The organism is Bacillus sp. MYb56 (assembly GCF_002976445.1).
Taxonomy (GTDB): Bacteria; Bacillota; Bacilli; order Bacillales; family Bacillaceae_G; genus Bacillus_A; species Bacillus_A mycoides.
The window spans coordinates 43726-60025 of sequence record NZ_PCOH01000026.1 but is presented as its reverse complement, the minus strand read 5'-3'; the positions used below and the strand labels follow the sequence as shown (position 1 = coordinate 60025).

Annotated in this window: 17 protein-coding genes; 5 read left to right on the top strand and 12 right to left on the bottom strand. The window is 35.0% G+C overall.

Annotation, left to right across the window (positions count from 1 at the left end; all coding sequences use genetic code 11):
• Positions 1–130 precede the first annotated feature (130 nt).
• Entirely contained in the window at positions 131–754 is a 624-nt protein-coding gene (locus tag CQ058_RS24085; RefSeq protein ID WP_002190135.1) for an ArsR/SmtB family transcription factor, read from the top strand.
• Positions 755–824: 70 nt separating this feature from the next.
• A complete protein-coding gene (locus CQ058_RS24080; RefSeq protein WP_002192784.1) occupies positions 825–2084 on the top strand; it encodes an MFS transporter in 1260 nt (419 codons plus the stop codon).
• Between the two features lie 117 nt (positions 2085–2201).
• Here the strand turns inward: CQ058_RS24080 and CQ058_RS24075 are convergent, their stop codons facing one another.
• The 3 genes from CQ058_RS24075 to CQ058_RS24065 all read right to left on the bottom strand — a co-directional run bounded on the left by CQ058_RS24075 (position 2202) and on the right by CQ058_RS24065 (position 4965).
• Positions 2202–2672, bottom strand: a complete 471-nt coding sequence (locus tag CQ058_RS24075; protein ID WP_002128104.1) for a DinB family protein — start codon at positions 2670–2672, stop codon at positions 2202–2204.
• Between the two features lie 237 nt (positions 2673–2909).
• Positions 2910–4286 (bottom strand): sensor histidine kinase, encoded by a 1377-nt coding sequence (locus tag CQ058_RS24070; RefSeq protein WP_002168021.1) that lies wholly within the window; start codon positions 4284–4286, stop codon positions 2910–2912.
• A gap of 1 nt (position 4287) precedes the next feature.
• The gene (locus CQ058_RS24065; protein ID WP_002033085.1) at positions 4288–4965 is read right to left on the bottom strand and encodes a response regulator transcription factor; all 678 of its coding nucleotides are present in this window, start codon (positions 4963–4965) and stop codon (positions 4288–4290) included.
• A 610-nt stretch (positions 4966–5575) separates the two neighbouring features.
• Here CQ058_RS24065 and CQ058_RS24060 point away from each other — a divergent pair.
• Positions 5576–6088, top strand: a complete 513-nt coding sequence (locus CQ058_RS24060; RefSeq protein ID WP_002190137.1) for a DUF6141 family protein — start codon at positions 5576–5578, stop codon at positions 6086–6088.
• 222 nt (positions 6089–6310) lie between these two features.
• Here CQ058_RS24060 and CQ058_RS24055 read toward each other — a convergent pair whose 3' ends face one another.
• The 3 genes from CQ058_RS24055 to CQ058_RS24045 all read right to left on the bottom strand — a co-directional run bounded on the left by CQ058_RS24055 (position 6311) and on the right by CQ058_RS24045 (position 8581).
• Positions 6311–7150, bottom strand: coding sequence for a YitT family protein (locus CQ058_RS24055; protein WP_000747487.1), 840 nt, complete (start codon positions 7148–7150; stop codon positions 6311–6313).
• Between the two features lie 339 nt (positions 7151–7489).
• Positions 7490–7759, bottom strand: coding sequence for a 2TM domain-containing protein (locus CQ058_RS24050; protein ID WP_002110712.1), 270 nt, complete (start codon positions 7757–7759; stop codon positions 7490–7492).
• 180 nt (positions 7760–7939) lie between these two features.
• Positions 7940–8581: a F0F1 ATP synthase subunit alpha gene (locus CQ058_RS24045; RefSeq protein ID WP_002168020.1), complete on the bottom strand. Its 642-nt coding sequence runs from the start codon at positions 8579–8581 to the stop codon at positions 7940–7942.
• 311 nt (positions 8582–8892) lie between these two features.
• Between CQ058_RS24045 and CQ058_RS24040 the strand changes: the two genes are divergently transcribed.
• Together CQ058_RS24040 and CQ058_RS24035 are read left to right on the top strand one after the other, a co-directional pair.
• The gene (locus tag CQ058_RS24040; RefSeq protein WP_002190139.1) at positions 8893–9924 is read left to right on the top strand and encodes a S66 family peptidase; all 1032 of its coding nucleotides are present in this window, start codon (positions 8893–8895) and stop codon (positions 9922–9924) included.
• Between the two features lie 196 nt (positions 9925–10120).
• Positions 10121–10531 carry a DUF3224 domain-containing protein gene (locus tag CQ058_RS24035; protein WP_002190140.1) on the top strand — a complete coding sequence of 137 codons (411 nt, stop codon included), beginning with the start codon at positions 10121–10123 and terminating at the stop codon, positions 10529–10531.
• Positions 10532–10746: 215 nt separating this feature from the next.
• Here CQ058_RS24035 and CQ058_RS24030 read toward each other — a convergent pair whose 3' ends face one another.
• The 6 genes from CQ058_RS24030 to CQ058_RS24005 form a co-directional block, all read right to left on the bottom strand.
• Positions 10747–11124, bottom strand: coding sequence for a hotdog family protein (locus CQ058_RS24030; protein ID WP_002033079.1), 378 nt, complete (start codon positions 11122–11124; stop codon positions 10747–10749).
• Positions 11125–11209: 85 nt separating this feature from the next.
• The gene (locus CQ058_RS24025) at positions 11210–12457 is read right to left on the bottom strand and encodes a DUF1015 domain-containing protein (protein ID WP_002190141.1); all 1248 of its coding nucleotides are present in this window, start codon (positions 12455–12457) and stop codon (positions 11210–11212) included.
• Positions 12458–12470: 13 nt separating this feature from the next.
• Complete coding sequence (locus CQ058_RS24020; protein ID WP_002190142.1) at positions 12471–13643, bottom strand: 3-phosphoglycerate dehydrogenase family protein; 1173 nt, start codon at positions 13641–13643, stop codon at positions 12471–12473.
• A 12-nt stretch (positions 13644–13655) separates the two neighbouring features.
• Positions 13656–14738: a 3-phosphoserine/phosphohydroxythreonine transaminase gene (gene serC, locus CQ058_RS24015; protein WP_002190143.1), complete on the bottom strand. Its 1083-nt coding sequence runs from the start codon at positions 14736–14738 to the stop codon at positions 13656–13658.
• A gap of 209 nt (positions 14739–14947) precedes the next feature.
• Complete coding sequence (locus CQ058_RS24010) at positions 14948–15139, bottom strand: DUF378 domain-containing protein (protein WP_002084566.1); 192 nt, start codon at positions 15137–15139, stop codon at positions 14948–14950.
• 88 nt (positions 15140–15227) lie between these two features.
• Positions 15228–16295 carry a glycoside hydrolase family 113 gene (locus tag CQ058_RS24005; RefSeq protein WP_105590015.1) on the bottom strand — a complete coding sequence of 356 codons (1068 nt, stop codon included), beginning with the start codon at positions 16293–16295 and terminating at the stop codon, positions 15228–15230.
• Between the last annotated feature and the right edge of the window lie 5 nt (positions 16296–16300).

Genomic DNA, 16300 nt, shown 5'->3' with positions numbered 1-16300 from the left:
GAACGGAATATGAACAAAAGATTACAGAATGAAAATTAAATTTTCAGAAAGTATTGAAAACAATTAAAATCCTTGATACAATTCAGTCAAATAATCTTGACCGAGTAATTTAATTTGAGGAGCTGATCATTTGAAGCCCATGTTAACACTAACTACTTATAGCCAACTAAAAGCAATAAGCGATCCACTACGTGCCGAAATGATGATGCGTCTATGCGAACGTCCTTATACAGGACAACTGCTATCTGAGAAATTCGGCATTTCAAGGGCGAAAATTCATTATCATTTAAAAGAATTAGAGAAGAATGGCCTTATAGAAATCGTATATACAGAAGAAAAGAATGGCATCGTTCAAAAGTTTTATCAATCTGTCGCTAAAGGATTTACCCCTGCCGCGGACCTATTACCTCATTTAGAAATATTAAGCGAATCAGGTCGCCAAATCTTTTTACAAATGACGGAAAGAACGAAAAGCCATATTCTCGCTGCACCAGAAGAATCTTTTACATTACGAAATGCAAGTGAAGACCCAGCTGAGTGGAATTACGTTTCATCCTGCTGGGAATTTGATGCTACGCCAGAACAATTTCAAGTGTGGGTGAAAAAGTTTCATGAATTAATGGCTGAATTAAACGAAATCACAAAAAGTGCGGATAAAGATCCAAATAGTAAAGCTTATTATATTTCTACTACTGCACTTCAAATCGCTGAGAGAACAATGCAGCAGTTTGTAAAAAAAGAAGAAAAATCGTAATGCGATTTTTTTTTACATAAACGGTCAAATTTATTTTACCGAATAATTTTTTTATAAAGGAGTAGATAAAGTGGACATATTAAAAAACCGGAATTTCCTCTTACTATTTTTAGGGAGAATTTTTACAAACATAGGAGATAGTTTGTATTATGTAGCAGCGATGTGGCTCGTATATGAGCTGAGTGGTAATCCTTTTTATTCTGGATTGGCTGGTTTCCTTACATTATTACCTTCTGCATTACAATTTCTTACCGGTCCATTCGTTGATAGATGGTCAATCAAAAACACCCTTGTAATCACACAAGTCCTGCAATGCATTCTTATATTAATCATTCCTATTACACACTACTTCGATCTATTAACAGTTCAACTACTACTCATCATTATGCCCATCGTAGCCTTTATCGAACAATTCGCCTATCCCGCACAATCAAAAGCTTTACCACTTCTACTGCATAAAACACAATTATTAAAGGGAAACTCACTCTTTTCCTTTGCTTATCAAGGCATTGATTTAGTTTGTACAACTCTTTCCGGAATATTAGTAGCATTACTTGGCGCAATCACTTTATATATAATCGACTCTTTCACATTCGCGATTACTGCGATTTTGTTTATTTCATTAAAAATACCGACACAAACCGAAACAGGCACATCACTTTCAACAAAGCAATATTTCTCTGATTTAAAAGAAGGCTTTTCAATCGTCTTTCGTTCATTAATGGGCATCTTCTTAATCGGTTCAGTTGTCGCTAATTTTTCAATCGGTATGACGATGGCAATACTCCCTTCTTTCGCCGATTCTTTAGGAGGGGTTAAATTATACGGTTTCTTTTTAGCCGCTATATCCGCCGGTAGTTTAATTGGAGCACTATTCAGTTCATGGGTTGGTAAACATAATATTAGCCATGTCTCCATTATTAGCTTTGCGACTAGCGCTTTCTTTTGGTTTCTCTCTACGTTTGTACCGTTTCAATGGTTATCAATTTTTTTATTCGGCTTAGCTTGGATACCAATTGGTGCGACCAACATATTATTTGCGACAATTAGTCAAACTTTAATTCCAAATCAATATCTTGGACGCATCAATTCAGTCACACGAAGCATGGGTACAATCGCTATGCCGTTCGGCTCTTTAATTGGCGGATACACCGCAAATGTATTTAGTAGCCAACTCATTTTCGCGCTCGCTAGCATCGGAATTTTATTCATTTCTCTCGTATGGCTACTTCATCCGAAATTACGTTCATTGCCGAAAGCTGATGAAATTACAGCGGATACTTTTGGGCTTCGGTTTAAGGAAGAGCGCGGGAAAGGTGCGGCTTTATAGCAGGAACAAATTTAACCCCGTTCTAAATTTGAGACGGGGTTATAATTATAGTTATTTAATTTTGAATGTAAAATACCTCACTAAAAATATAACAATAGCACCAACTAAAACGTTCAATTATCGATTTGATGGCCAAGACCCCTGCATTTTCCTTAATTGAATAATTTGACCTGTATGATAAGCATCATGAAGCATAATGTCCAGTAATTTCCCCTCAAGTGAATTTTGCTCAAGTTCTTTTTCGGAAATTGCACTCAATGCCTGTCTTAAATTACGTTGGGCATTTTCACAACGTTCAACGACTTTCTTCCATTCCTTATCATCATTAGATTGATTGGTAAGATAAAAGGTTTCATCACCGTCGAGATTATGTATCCATTCACGGTCTTCCAAGTTTGCAGCAAGTCTCTCTTTGTAATAAATGAGATGATTAACGTTCTCCCAAATGGTTTTAGTTGCCTCTCCATATGGTTTCCAGATAGCCTGTTCGGCTGTAAGTCCTTCTATAGCATGTTTAAACGGTGCATACCAACTCTCTTTATCGAATGTGGAATCTAGTCCGTTTAAAAACAAGTCAATTCGTTTCAAAGTAATCGCCTCCCTAAATAGTTAAAGTTTCAATAAAATCCTTATAACTCTGTAGAGATTCTACATTTTTAAATAAACTTCCTGCTAATCTTATTCCACAAACTGACCCAATTGTGAAATAGAATGACTCGCATTTTTTCAAACAACTTTTTATCACTTTACACGTAAGTGATAATATATTGACCAATTGACAAAAATAAGAAGAGGCTGTTCCAAAAACAGCCTCTTCCTTTCCATCTATTTCGGAAGCTCAACCCGAACAGTCGTCCCTTCCCCTTTCGTGCTATATACCGAAACGTTTCCATTATGAAGTTCAACAATTTTCTGCACGATCGATAACCCTAAACCACTACCTTCTATGTTTCTTGCCCTTGCCGTATCTACTTTGTAAAAACGATCAAATATACGATCCATTTCTTCTTTTTCCATACCGATTCCGTTATCTGATATAGAAATGACAATACCGGATTCTAATTCTTCTACAACAAATTCAATCGTCCCGCCATCGTTTGAAAACTTAATGCTATTCGTAAAAATATTACTCCATACTTGATGTAGTAGGTTTTCATCACCTTCTATAAATATGTCCGGTACATCAAATTCAACAGCTATATCTTTTTCACGCCATTTCCATTCGAGCATAAAAATGACGTCTTTAATTTGCTTCTGCAGATTGAATTCTTTTATCTGTAAAACCTTCTCTTCTTTATCTAAAGAAGCAAGCGTAAGTAACTGTTTACATAAACTAGACATCCGCTTACTTTCACCCTCAATAATTTTCAAGTAACGTTTTCTTTCCTCTTCACTCATATTCTCCGATTGTAATGTTTTCGAAAAACCTTGTATCGAAGAAAGTGGAGATTGGAATTCATGAGAAACGTTAGAAACGAACTCTTGTCTCATTTGGTCTAATTCTTTAATGCTCTTTGTCATCTTTTGAAAATTAGTCGCTAGTGTACCAATTTCATCTTTTCGATTTTCATCTAATTCGATATCATATTCACCACTTGCAATCTTTTGAGTCGCTTTCGTAAATGTTCGAATAGGACGAACAATATACCCTGCTGCGATCGCTATAAAAATGATACTTAATACAACGATGAAACCAAGTAATACCGCTAGAAAAATTCTCATTTCACCAAATTGTTGCTGAATATCAGGGCGAATGAATAAAGCGTACTGTTTATCATCGTGTTTTAGCGGTACACCGACACTATTAATTAATTCATTATCAAAAAATCCTGTAATAAAGAGGCGCGTTGGATATGTGGAAACGCCATTAAACGTTTCACCTTGCAATACTTTATGAACGGTATCATCACTAATTGTTATCTTACGAAACGCATTCCCAATACGTTTCCCATGATTTTCGTCATCTACAATATAAATTTCATACCCTAACTTCGCAATAGACTGTAAGTATGCCTCTTTATTCTCTTCACTTTGCTTTTCATATAATGATTTTACTTCTTTAGCATACATTAAAATCTTTTCACTATTGTACGGTTTTAACTTCACTTGATAATATACGTTCGTTAATAAAAAACCGATAATACTACTAAGAAGCATAATACCGACTGTCATAAAAACAAATCTAGAATATAGTGATTTCATTTTATTTCAACTCCAACTTATAACCGAGTCCGCGTACTGTCGTAATTTGAAAATCATCTGTTCGTTTTGAAAAACGATCTCTCAGTCGCTTCACATGAACGTCAACTGTTCGTTCATCTCCTTCAAAATCCATTCCCCATACTAATTCAATTAATTCTTCTCTCGAGAATGTTCTTCCAGGATAACTAGCAAGTTGTGATAATAATTCAAATTCCTTTAATGGAAGCAAAATCGTCTGACCGTTACACTTCACTTCAAACCCTTTTCGGTCAATTGTTGTACCGTGCAGCGTAATAATATCAGCATTAAGCATTTGATAACGACGCAATAATGCTTTCATACGGAAAATGACTTCAGCTGGCTCAAACGGTTTTACAATATAATCGTCCGTACCAGAAATGAATCCTTTTTCTTTATCTACTAGCTGATCTTTTGCAGTTAATAAAATAACAGGTATATCATGATACTTCCGGATTTCTTCGCATAACGTATAGCCATCAACAAACGGCATCATAATGTCTACTATCGCAAGATGAATATTTTCTTTCTCTAAAACGCCTTGCGCTACCTTTCCATCTTCCGCTTCAAAAACTTTAAAGCCCTCTTTTTGTAAATGGTAATGCAATAACTCTCTAATATGTTTATCATCATCAGCTAATAAAATATGTATCATCTTCATTAAACCCTCTCTTGTTCATCCTTCTACATCCTTACATTAAGAAACAATTGGATTTTTTGCAAGAAAAAGAAAAACAATTACAGCATTAATTTTTTCATGGCAATGAGCTAAATTTTAAAATCCATTACGTGAAATTATTGAGGTTATCAAAGATACTACGCATTAGAACCGCAATACAGTACAACAGATCGTATGATAATGTAGCTTTGGAATAAAGGTTCATAAATAATACCTACAAGCCAATATTTTACGATAAATAAAAAGAATCCATTTTGAAATAGATTTTAAATAGACTAAACTAAGAAGAGGATATTACGTTCAATATATGAGTATATATCCTCTTTTCTTATAAACATTAGATTACTTATACAGATAATAAAAATAAAACTCTATATGTATACTGAATTCGGAAAAGTTTGTATAATTTAGGTAGCTAACGTATCTCATAACGGAAAGCGTTGTGAGGTCTTTAGACTGAGCGTTAATTTTTTTAGGGGTGAAGTGCTATGAGAGTACAAGAAGTTCTCATAGAGAATAAAAACAAAGGATACATATTACTGGATCAAAAAGGATTCCCTGTAATAAATCATTTAGGAGGTGACAATTATTAATGAAACAACAAGAACGTATTATCTTTCGTGAGGTTCAGCGACCACAACAAATTTGGGTATGGATACTCATATTTGGGATCGCAGCACTGATGTGGTATGGATTCATTCAACAAATTATCCTTGATACCCCGTTTGGAGATAAACCAGCTCCCAATGGTGTGTTAATTGCTTTGTGGTTGTTTTTTGGGATTGCCTTTCCTCTATTAATGCTTGGGGTATTGAAACTGATTATAGAAGTCCGTGAAAAAGGTCTTTATGTTCGTTTTGTTCCTTTTCATTTTCAATATAAACAGTACCTTTTCAAAAATATATGTCACTATGAAAGCATTACTTACAGTCCACTAAAAAGATTCGGAGGATGGGGAATTCGTTTTAACCTTAAGGGTGAAACGGCCTATAACATGAATGGAAAGAAAGGTATAGAGTTAAAGTTGAAATATAACACAGTGGTAATCGGCACTCAAAAACCGGACGAATTAAAAAAAGCATTGGACTCGGCACAAAAAGCATAATGAAAATTAATCGTCAACAAACGGGTATCATTGTGGAATAAGAAAGGACATTACATATTAGTCATATAAAATATATAATGTCCTTGAATTTATTTGTTTTTTTAAAATTTAGGTCTTGATAATTAAGTGATCAAAATAGATTCTCATATTTTCGCATTAAGATTATTTCAATAAAAAACATTGCTCATTTTCTGCCTTTTTAAAAACTAATTCTAACTCTTATTAAGCCTTAGAAATATCAACAAATCCTTCTCCGAACACATCACGAACATCGTGTATAGCGATGAACGCAGCCGGATCCGTAGTTTGAACAATCCGTTTTAGCTTCACTACTTCTTGCTTATTAATAACAATATAAAGAATTTCCTTCGGAGTTTTCGTGTAATAGCCATGACCTGAATACACGGTAACCCCTCTGCCCATTAAGGTAGTCACCTTCCCGGCAATTTCATTCGGGTTATCAGAAATAATCGTAATGGCTTTCTTCGGATTTAAACCTTCAATTACAAACTCCATCACTTTCGTTGCTACATATAGCATAATAATTGTTATCATCAGTTTTTCTGCACCAATGATGAAATAAGATGAAAACGCAACAATTAAATCGAAGAACAGTAAACCATAGCTAATGCTCCATCCTAAATATTTATGCGTCATCCTTGCTAAGATGGTAGTACCTGCTGTTGTTCCGCCAACGCGAATAATAAGACCAATCCCGCACCCAATAAATATTCCTCCGAAAATGGCATTTACAAGCATTTCATCCGAAGCAATCGTCCAGCCTTCTGTCAAATGAAGAAATAGCGAGTTCGTAACTACAGCGATAATCGTATAAATTGTTGTAATCTTATTCAAAAATTTATAACCAGCTATTAACAAAATCGCATTTAAAATTAAGTTAACTAAGCCTGGTGACCATTCAAATAAATAGTACGTAATAATCGTGATACCTGTTACTCCACCCTCACCAAACTCGTTCGGAATAACAAACAAATTCACACCTAACGCAAAAAGAAATGCACCAATAATAATAAAAATAATGTCTGTCGTTCTTTTTTTCATACAGTACCTCACTTCTTATGTAAATATTTATTCTGTCATAAACTCTCACCATTATATCGTGGAATATTCAAATCGAACAGTGGTTTATTTTTATTTTAATATAGGATGATAAAACAACTTTATCCTATATCCACATGTAATTTAAAAAGTAAAACAACTGTATTTATTATGTACTACAAGTAAAGTTTTGATTTCACATGCAGTTGATGCTAAAAAAATGAATAGGAACACTCACTCGCACAAACTTCGAATACAAAACAAATAGGCGAAGCTATAGAATAGACTTCGCATCAAACATTTGATCAAAGAGATTTATATTCATACATTCCAGAAATAAATTTACTTATCTTTCTCCATATATTCTTTAATCTTTCGTTCTTCCCACTCTTTTCCGAATATCCCAAATGGAAAAGTTGTCAATCCGTGTATAACGATACCAATCCCCCAACCTGCAAGTGGATATAAAAACCATAATTTACTTGAATCAGAACTTATATTTATAATAAAAAGCATTAAGTTCACTAGTATATAAACCGTTAAATGAATATAAAATGCTTTTAAATTCTCCATTCTTTTTTTAGCTCGTAAATAAACCTCATCTCGCTCCACCCTTAAACACCTCTTTCAATATTGTATTTTTTCACCTTCGCTCCAGTGTTAACATCATATTCTAATCGGAAATCCATTATTCTCAAAAAAACATAAAACAAAAAAGTACCCATCGAATTATCATACATATGATGATTCGATGGATACTGCATGATACATTTGTTATTTACAAGCGTCTAATTAAGACCAAATCCAAACATCATCATTATTTTCAACGTTGCTCTTTACCTCATGAATTTTTTCGATATGATCCGTTGTGTTGTAGTTAATAGAAATTCCGCCCCAACCTACATACTTCATATCAATTTTCACTTTCTCACCCATATTAAATACTTGTCCCTTCGTTAAGAAAACATCAATAATAGCTTTCTTTCCATTTACTGATGGATACTGAACAATGACATATTTAGTGGAATCGTCTCCCTCATCGTTCATCGTTCCTACTTTTGATACTTCCCCAATCACATAATCAGGAGAACCGTCTTCTTTCATGTGCATACCTAATTTATTTGACGTATTTTCAACTGTATTTGCAATCATATATTCCGTAAAATTACGCATCATAGATCCAGTAGCTTTAACCTCATCCCCTACTTTCACATTTGAAAGGGAATCTATATACACACTAACAGGTTCCTCATATTGCTTAGATTTTACGACAATTACACCGTTATCTACTTCTACTACTCGCCCTTCTAACGTCGAGAGATTCGATTCAATAGAAGCAGCACTCGCTTTTGACAGTTCTAATCCTGGTAAATTCGTTCCTGATAATGCTGCGATCCCTAAAGCACCTGCTAAAATTATTTTTTTCATACCCATATGTAACCTCTCCATTCATGATGATTATATTTTTTGATTGGATACGACCAACCTGTAACTATTATAGTTACAGGTTATAGAAAATAGCAACCACCTTTCGCATGCAATGTTGCATACTGTAATTTTTAAATATAAAGTTTGATAAAAAGATTTATTGTATCTTATTCATATATTCAACAATAGTGTTAGGTTCATAAATAACAGCAGGTGTATTTGTTAATGGTGGCGAAATTAAATGTCATGTACTATGTTCTTCAACTCTACGGTTTGTATAGTCGTAGTTAATTACATTATGTAGGAGCGGAATTAATATGTTAATGAAACCAAAAAGATTACAGCCAGGAGATATTGTGGCGACAGTAAGTTCTTCATGGGGAGGTGCTGGTGATTCTAAGCTAAGATGGCGATATGAGCAAGGAGTAAAAAGATTAGAAGACGTCTTCGGTCTTAAGGTTGTCCCAATGCCAAATAGTTTAAAAGGTAGCGAATACCTTTACAACAACCCACAAGCTCGTGCGGAAGATTTAATGACAGCATTTAAAGATACTCGTATTAAAGGAATTATTACGAATATCGGTGGAGAAGATAGCATCCGTTTACTCCCTTATATAGATTTTAATGTTATACGCGAAAATCCGAAAATTTTTATGGGATACTCTGACGATACCGTTTCACATTTGTTTTGCCATAAAGCAGAAATTTCCTCTTTTTACGGTCCAGCCATTTTAACTGATTTTGCCGAAAATGTAGAGATGGATCCATATACAATTGAAATGGTAAATCGAACTCTCTTTTCAAATGAGAATATTGGCGAGATTCAACCAGCTCATGAATGGACGAGTGAGCGTTTAGAATGGATAGAGATAAATAAAGATAAAAGGCGTACGATGCAACAAAACAACGGATATGAGCTACTTCAAGGCTCTATCACTGTACAAGGGCGTTTAATTGGTGGTTGTATAGAAGTACTGGAATTTGCAAAAGGAACGGAACTTTGGCCTGAGAAAAAACATTGGGAGAATACCATCATTTTCTTTGAAACTTCTGAAGACCATCCAGAACCAAGCTATATAAAGTATTGGTTACGAAATTACGCAGCGCAAGGCATTCTTCAAAAAGCAAAAGGCATCATTTTTGGTAAACCAAAAGACGAAATGTATTATGAAGAATATAAACACGAAATACTGAAAGTTATGAAAGAACATAACTTAGAAGATTTGCCGATTCTTTATAATTTAAATTTTGGCCATACCGAGCCGAAGTTTATTTTACCTTACGGCGCGTTGGCAGAAATTGATTGTGAAAATGGGGCTTTCTCTATTTTAGAGAGTGGCGTGGAATAAAGGAAAACTTTAAATAAGTATAGTCATTTTCCTGATCCTACAGAAAAAATAGCGTGTTTTTTCATTTTAGAGAGTATTTTATTTTGGTTAGCTTGATAGCGACATGAAAGGACCCCAATAAATAAAATCACTCCTATGAGATATGACTGTGAATTGATACTTTTTAAAAGTATCTAATTGGAGGGAGATTACGTTTATGGAAGTAACATTTACAGTAAGTAAATGGGATGAAAAACTAATCGATGATACTAGAAAAGATTTTCCTATTAATATTGCCCATGTTGAATATGATATTGATGGTGAATTAAAAGGAAAAGCTTTTGTTGAATACTTATTATACTATTTAGACTCAAATATAAATGATGGTCACTTGGCTACTGCTAAAATTTCTGGATTTTTACACTTTGAAGGAATTTATAAGGGGCAACAAGGGACATTTACAGCTCTAGAGCAAGGAATATTTGATAAAGGAAATCTAGATTCCCCAGGAACAATTATTAAAGCTACCGGTAACTTAGAAAATCTGAGAGGGTCCTATAATTATCAGTTTACAGGTCAAACTAGTAAACTGATTTTAGAGTTTGAATTTCAGCAAAATACCCTATAATATAGTGGAAAGGACATTTCTTGTAATACTAGGAATGTCCTTTTTGTTGACAAGCTTATTCAACTATTCTTCTATTAGTTAAGAAAAGAACAGAGTATATTACATAACGTCTTATTATCAGTATTCAGCAATGTGTAAAATTTTAATTATGGGGGGAATTAAAAATCTAAGCCCGAGAGACATGGCCCCCACCTATTCGTTACTTTTCCTACTTACTAAAGAATAATCCCCGAAAAACTCCCCTTCATAACTTCTTTTTCAAGTTGATTTCTACATATAAACATCGCAATAATTTTTGTGCGATGTTTTTCATCGGGTTCAAATTGTTCAATAGTTACGTCACAACGAATTGTATCACCGCTAAAAACAGGACGTAAAAATTCAAAATCCATCTTGCGAGCTAGTACGTTATAGTCACCGCCAATTTTTGTAGGCAGCGTTGATGTTAACAGCCCTTGTACAACAAATCTCCCCTGCTCATCTGGTGTAACATGATGAACACCTTCATCTTTAGATACTTCTGTAAATAAAACAACATCTTCTTTTGTAAACGTTCGTTCAAAGGTGATTTTTTCGCCTACTTGCAATTTCATCGATACCCCTCCTCAAAAACACTTTTAACATAAGAAAAACCGAAACTATAATCATTTCGGTTTTTCAATCTAAAGAAGTCTATATTTATTTTAACGAATGAACAAACAACCCACTGCGCAGTTTCGGTTCAAACCACGTTGATTTTGGCGGCATAACTTCCCCTGCGTCTGCGATTGATAATAAAGCTTCCATTGATGTCGGATATAATGAAAACGCTGCTTTATATTCACCGCTATTTACAAGGCGTTCTAATTCTTCTAATCCGCGGATTCCTCCGACAAAATCAATGCGTGAATCAGATCGTGGATCATGTATTTCAAGTACTTGGCTTAATAAATGATCTTGCAGAATAGATACATCTAAACCTTTAACGAGATCATTCGCATCAAACGTTTCCTCTTTCACAGTGAGCTTATACCACTTCTCGTTTACATACATGCCAAATGATTTTGGTTCATTTGGTTTATACGGAGAACCATTTGCTTCTTCTACATAGAAGTACTGCGTAATTTGCTTTAAAAACTGCTCGACTGATAAACCATTTAAATCTTTCACAACCCGGTTATAGTCCCAAATTGATAATTCATCATGAGGGAATAAAACAGATAGGAAGAAATTGAATTCCTCTTCTCCTGTGTAATTCGGATATTGCTCTCTTCGCATTAGCCCTACTTTTGCAGCTGATGCAGAGCGGTGATGTCCATCTGCAATATAAAGATTGGGAATGTCTTCAAATGTATTTACTAAAGTCGTAATTACCTCTTCATCTGCAATCTTCCACGCAACATGCCTAACGCCATCTTCTGCTGTAAATGTAAAGATTGGCGCATGTTCTTCTTTCCAGCTTGCAATGAAACGTTTCACTTCTTCTTTTGTACGATACGTTAAAAAGATTGGCCCCGTATTTGCGTCACACACATCTACGTGGCGAATACGATCAAGTTCTTTTTCATGACGCGTTCTTTCATGTTTTTTAATTGTATCATCTTCATACTCGTCAATCGATGTACAAACGACAAGGCCTGACTGCGTTCTTCCTTGCATCGTCAGTTCATAAATGTAAAGCGCTGGCTCCTCATCTTGAACGAACACTTCTTCTTGTATAAATTGCTTTAAATTTTCACCCGCTTTTTCATATACGCGATCATCGTACGGTGAAAGTGCCGGGTCTAAATCAATTTCTGCTTTATCAACGTGTAAGAAAGAATATGGATTCCCTATTACAACTTCTCTTGCCTCTTCACTATTTAATACGTCATACGGTAAAGCTGCTACTTGTGCTGCTTTACCTTCTACTGGACGAATAGCACGAAACGATCGGATTTTTGCCAAGTTTCTCTCTCCTTTACACAATCATTCGAACAGCTACAACACCTGTGATTTTGCTTATATTTTCCACAATATTCTCTTTCATTATATCATCAATTCCGTTATCAATATCAATCATTGTGTACGCCCAAGAATGTTTACTACGATTAATCATATCCGCAATATTAATATGATGTTCTGCTAAGCATCCTGTAATTTGTCCTACCATGTTCGGAACGTTTTGATGCATAATTGTAATTCGTTTTTTTCCAATGTACGGAAGTTCTACGTTTGGATAGTTTACTGAATTACGAATATTACCTGTCTCTAAATATTCACGTAATTGACGTGCAGCCATTACTGCACAATTTTCTTCAGATTCAGACGTAGATGCACCAAGATGAGGCGTCGCTGTTACATTTTTCATTTTTATAACATTTTCATTCGGGAAATCTGTTACGTAATGTGTAATAATATCTTCTTCTAACGCTTTTTGAAGAGCATTTTCATCTACAAGTTCTCCTCTTGAGAAATTGAATAGACGCATTCCTTTTTTCATCGTCTCTATAGCGTGTTCACCAACAATCCCCTTCGTTTGGTTCGTAAGAGGAATATGCAGTGTAATATAATCACACGTTGCAAAGATTTCATCTAGGCTAAACGCTCTTTGTACTTGCGTAGAAAGACGCCATGCTGTTTCAACTGATATATACGGGTCGTAGCCAACAACGTCCATCCCTAAAGATAACGCATCGTTCGCAACTAAAGCACCGATTGCGCCAAGACCGATAACACCTAAACGTTTCCCTGCAATTTCTGATCCAACGAATTGCTTTTTCCCTGCTTCAACAAGCTGTGGTACTTCTTCTCCATCCAACTCTTTCGTCCAGCTCACTCCATTTATAATATTACGGGAAGACATAATAAGGCTTGCGATAATAAGTTCCTTCACTGCATTCGCATTAGCCCCTGGCGTATTAAATACTACAATCCCTTTTTCCGTACAACGCTCAACAGGAATATTATTTACACCGGCACCAGCTCTTGCAATCGCCTTTAAATCTTCTGAAAACTCTTCTTGATGTAAAGAATAGCTGCGAAGTAAAATACCATCTGGATGACCTACTTTGTCTCCAATTTCATAGCGATTCCCATCAAAAATTTGCAAACCCTTTTCGGCAATTTGATTTAACGTCTGAACACGAAACATATCTCCATCTCCCTATCTATTTTCAAGCTCAAATTCCTTCATATAGTCTACTAATTCTTGTACACCTTGGATTGGCATCGCATTGTAAACACTAGCGCGCATACCGCCGACTGAACGATGTCCCTTTAGCGTAACGAAACCGCGCTCTTTCGATTTTTGTAAAAACTGATTGTTAAGCTCTTCTGACGGTGTTGTAAACGGAATATTCATAAGTGACCGATACGTGGGATCAACTGGTGAAGTAAACAATTTAGATTCATCTAAAAAATTGTAAAGAAGTGAAGATTTCATTCTATTTTGTTCTTCAATCGCAGATACCCCGCCTTGTTCTTTCAACCACTCTAGTACAAGTTTTGCTACATAAATACTAAAGGATGGCGGTGTATTATATAGGGAGTTATTTTTACTGTAAGTTTCATAGTTTAACATCGTAGGACAAGCACTATTTGCACTGCCAATTAAATCTCTTTTTATAATTACAATCGTTAAACCCGCTGGCCCTAAATTCTTTTGCGCACCCGCATATATGAGACCAAACTTCGTAACATCATATTGTTCTGATAAAATATTTGAGGACATATCCGCAACGAGCGGCACTCTTTCTAAATGTGGAATATCCACATATTTTGTCCCCTCAATTGTATTGTTCGTTGTAATATGTACATAATCTAGTTCTTCATCATTTGGTAAATCATCCATTTTAGGAATTGTAGTAAACTTCTCTTTTTCAGAAGAAGCAATCACTTTTACTTCTCCTACTTTTCCGGCTTCTTGCAGCGCCTTTTTAGACCATGAACCTGTCAGTACGTACCCAGCTTTTTTATACGTACTCATTAAATTTAACGGTATCATAGAAAATTGTAATGACGCACCGCCCTGTAAAAATAAAACTTCATACTCATCAGGAATGTTCATTAATTCACGAAGTAAGCTACTTGCTTCATCAATAATACTTTGGAAATAAGAAGATCTATGGCTCATTTCCATAACAGACATGCCTGTCCCGTTATAATTTACAAGCTCCTTTTGCACTTTCTCTAAAACTGGCAAAGGGAGTATAGATGGTCCTGCTGAAAAATTATACACTCTCTCCATCACCCAGATAACCTCCCTATTTCTCATTTTTATTATTTTTTAAACTTTCTGAATTATAACCTATATACAATACACGGTCAATTTGTTTTCCGTTATTACGGTGCAAGACGCAATGGAATCGCTTGCATGTGCACCCTGCTTTTTATAAACATACAAAAAAGTGTTAAGTACATAATCGTACTTAACACTCTAGTAATTAAGTATAATAGCTACTTACTCGTAAAGAACCGATCGAAAATTTGATAAATAGCTGAAAGACCAAAGAGCCAATAAATAGTATCCACAAGCGCCGGCATAGAACCAAACCATTTCTCAACTACATTATAATCTAACGCCACAAACAACCAATTCAAACCGCCAAGAATCACCAAAATTACTGTAAGGTATGACAAAAATTTCATTATGATTGCCCCCTAGGTGATAAGATGGTGAAAGGCCTTTCACTAAAATATATGTAATAGATTCTAAAACTTACCTATTTTATAAAATTTATTTTCGATACCAGCCATTAATAACTGTCTCTGCTTCTTTACTATGTATTTGATATGAATGATTACTATCATTAGATCCGATAAACCAAATTGAAAAACCTTTAAAATATGGCTTCGCTTCTAATACATCTCGGTAAGCACGCCACCCGTTAAGTTGTACATCTTTCGAAAACACATTCGTAACATCTGGGTTCCACGGGCTTTGTAGTCCAAGTTCACGTGCTGGCACATTAAATCCACCAAAATAAACTGGCTTTCCAGTTGTTTTATGTAATGTCTCAAGTTGCTGAACGACATTTTGGCCACGATTGTATACTGTCGTCGCAAATAAGCTTTGTTTTACTTCTTCGTATGATGGATTTCTTTTTCCTGAAACTTCAAACCAACTATCAATACTTACAATGTCCACCTTTTTTAAATACGGGCGATTTATTTTCTCTTTAAATTTCGCCTCATAAGAAGGATCAAAGCTTGCAGTTAACCACCAGTTCATTTGATACAAAACATTTCCTTTATACTGCTGGCGAACAAAATTAATCGTATCATTCCAATATCCTTCTGCATATTCCATATTCACGAAATTAGAAGCGATTTTCAGCCCATAAATATTGTACTTACTTGTAATGGAATTAAAAATATCTTGTAAAACAACCGTTTTCCAATTCCAGAAGAAATCGTTAATATTACTAGGGTTCCACTCTGTTTCTCCAATATTTCCTTGCTGAATAAACGGAAACGGCTCCAATATAACTTGTATATTACGCTTTAATAATTCTTGAATTAAAATAATAGCTTGTTTCTTTTGCGCCTGATTAATTACCATATTAGCCGAATTTACATCCGAAATATCTACTTGAATAGGTACATTCACCGTATTTAAATTCAAGCGCTCTACATCTGCTAACACTTTCGCTACATTGCCTACTTCCCATACCGTTACGTTTCCTGATTTTATTTTTCCAGATTGAACAGTATTTACATCCGCCTGTATATTTCCCTGGAAACAAAAAGAAAACAACATGATACACACTCCTAAAATACTTACTAAACTCTTACTTTTCTTCACAAGTT

Bases quoted from the DNA above. Each gene is read 5' to 3' on its own strand.
- CQ058_RS24070 (WP_002168021.1), bottom strand. From the start codon at position 4,286: ATGAAATCACTATATTCTAGATTTGTTTTTATGACAGTCGGTATTATG.
- CQ058_RS24065 (WP_002033085.1), bottom strand. From the start codon at position 4,965: ATGAAGATGATACATATTTTATTAGCTGATGATGATAAACATATTAGA.
- CQ058_RS24060 (WP_002190137.1), top strand. From the start codon at position 5,576: ATGAAACAACAAGAACGTATTATCTTTCGTGAGGTTCAGCGACCACAA.
- CQ058_RS24055 (WP_000747487.1), bottom strand. From the start codon at position 7,150: ATGAAAAAAAGAACGACAGACATTATTTTTATTATTATTGGTGCATTT.
- CQ058_RS24045 (WP_002168020.1), bottom strand. From the start codon at position 8,581: ATGGGTATGAAAAAAATAATTTTAGCAGGTGCTTTAGGGATCGCAGCA.
- CQ058_RS24040 (WP_002190139.1), top strand. From the start codon at position 8,893: ATGTTAATGAAACCAAAAAGATTACAGCCAGGAGATATTGTGGCGACA.
- CQ058_RS24035 (WP_002190140.1), top strand. From the start codon at position 10,121: ATGGAAGTAACATTTACAGTAAGTAAATGGGATGAAAAACTAATCGAT.
- CQ058_RS24030 (WP_002033079.1), bottom strand. From the start codon at position 11,124: ATGAAATTGCAAGTAGGCGAAAAAATCACCTTTGAACGAACGTTTACA.
- CQ058_RS24020 (WP_002190142.1), bottom strand. From the start codon at position 13,643: ATGTTTCGTGTTCAGACGTTAAATCAAATTGCCGAAAAGGGTTTGCAA.
- serC (WP_002190143.1), bottom strand. From the start codon at position 14,738: ATGGAGAGAGTGTATAATTTTTCAGCAGGACCATCTATACTCCCTTTG.
- CQ058_RS24010 (WP_002084566.1), bottom strand. From the start codon at position 15,139: ATGAAATTTTTGTCATACCTTACAGTAATTTTGGTGATTCTTGGCGGT.